The following is a 1,533-nucleotide window of genomic DNA, read 5'->3' on the forward strand; positions in this document are numbered from 1 at the left end:
ATGTTGCCATTATTGCTATGGGTCCCCGCTTTCGCGGAGACGAGCGGTGGGTGAAAGCCGAGATCCGTATCATTGATATTGCTCAGCCGTAGCGCGCCGCGAGCATGGCGTAGAGCGCGCGCGCCGCCTGCAATTCGCCGCCCTCGGGCCGGCCCGCTTTGGCCGCCGCAGTCCAGGCAAACAGATCGACATGCAGCCAGGATTTCGCGGTCACGAAACGGCGCATGAACAGGGCCGCGGTGATGGCGCCGCCCTGGCTGCCGCCGACATTGTTGATATCGGCGACCTTGGAATCCAGCATCGCCTCGTAGGGCCGCCACAGCGGCAGCCGCCACAGCGGATCGTTCTCGGCCAAGCCATGGCGCATCAGCTCGGCGGCGAGCGCGTCGTCGTCGGTGAAAAAGGCGGGCAGGTCGGGGCCGAGCGCGACGCGCGCGGCGCCGGTCAGCGTCGCGAAGTCGGCGATGAGTTCAGGCTTGTCCTCGTCGGCCAGCGCCAGCGCATCGGCGAGAACGAGACGGCCTTCGGCATCGGTATTGCCGATTTCGACGGTGATGCCCTTGCGCGAGGTGTAAATGTCGCGCGGGCGGAAACTCGCGCCGGCGATCGAATTCTCCACCGCCGGAATGAGCACGCGCAGCCGGATTTTCAGCCCGCGCGCCATAATCATCGAGGCCAGCGCCAGCGCGGTCGCAGCGCCGCCCATGTCCTTCTTCATATTGAGCATGCCGCTGTCGGGCTTGATGTCGAGGCCACCGGTGTCGAAGCAGACGCCCTTGCCGACCAGCGTCACGCGCGGGTGCTTGTCGTCGCCCCAGGTGAGATCGATCAGCCGCGGCGCGCTGGTGGCGGCGCGGCCGACGGCGTGGATCAGCGGAAAGTTCTTGTCCAACAGCTCTTCGCCGACCACGGCGTTGATGGTGGCGGAGTGGCGCGCGGCGAGCTTGCGCGCGGCCTGTTCGAGCTGCGCCGGCCCCATGTCGTTTGCCGGCGTGTTGATCAGATCGCGCGCCAGCGTCACCGCTTCGACGATGCGGGCAAGGTCGTCGCGGTCGACGCTTTGCGGCAGATCGAGCTTGATCGCGCGCGACTCCGCCTTGCGATAACGGGTGAACTGATAGAGGCCGAGCGCGATGGCAAGGGCGGCAAGCCGCGCATCGTGCGGCTCGTTGGCGAAGCGGTAGGTGCCCGCCGGCAAGAGCTGCGCCAGCCGGCCGGGCAGAAACGGATCTTGCGTGTCGTCCGGCCCTTCCAGCCCGAACAGCACGCCGCCCAGCGCGCTTTTGCCGTTTTGGCCCGGCAGCAGAAGAGAGCGCCCCGCCTTCGCCTCAAATGCCGTGGCCTCGGCGAAGCCTGAAAGCTCTGGACCCAAAACCTTGCGCACGTCGGCATAATTCGCCGCGGTGACGAACCAGATCGGGACGGCATTCGCAGCGCCACGGGTGACGAAGATGGGGTCCATCGCTTGGCCTGTGTTTGATTTCGTTTTGCTAGCACGCCGCTTATCGGTCGGAAAGGCGACGCAAATTGCTC

Annotated in this window: 1 protein-coding gene; it reads right to left on the reverse strand. The window is 66.2% G+C overall.

The genetic code is table 11. From position 1 onward, the window contains the following. Window positions 1–82: 82 nt before the first annotated feature. Complete coding sequence (locus WCB02_RS03360; RefSeq protein ID WP_423956370.1) at window positions 83–1,462, reverse strand: leucyl aminopeptidase family protein; 1,380 nt, start codon at window positions 1,460–1,462, stop codon at window positions 83–85. Window positions 1,463–1,533: the final 71 nt, after the last annotated feature.

The sequence above is a fragment of the Bradyrhizobium sp. genome (assembly GCF_049581145.1).
Classification (GTDB): Bacteria; Pseudomonadota; Alphaproteobacteria; order Rhizobiales; family Xanthobacteraceae; genus Bradyrhizobium.

Coding starts and splice junctions, on each gene's coding strand:
- WCB02_RS03360 (WP_423956370.1), bottom strand. CDS start 1,462: ATGGACCCCATCTTCGTCACCCGTGGCGCTGCGAATGCCGTCCCGATC.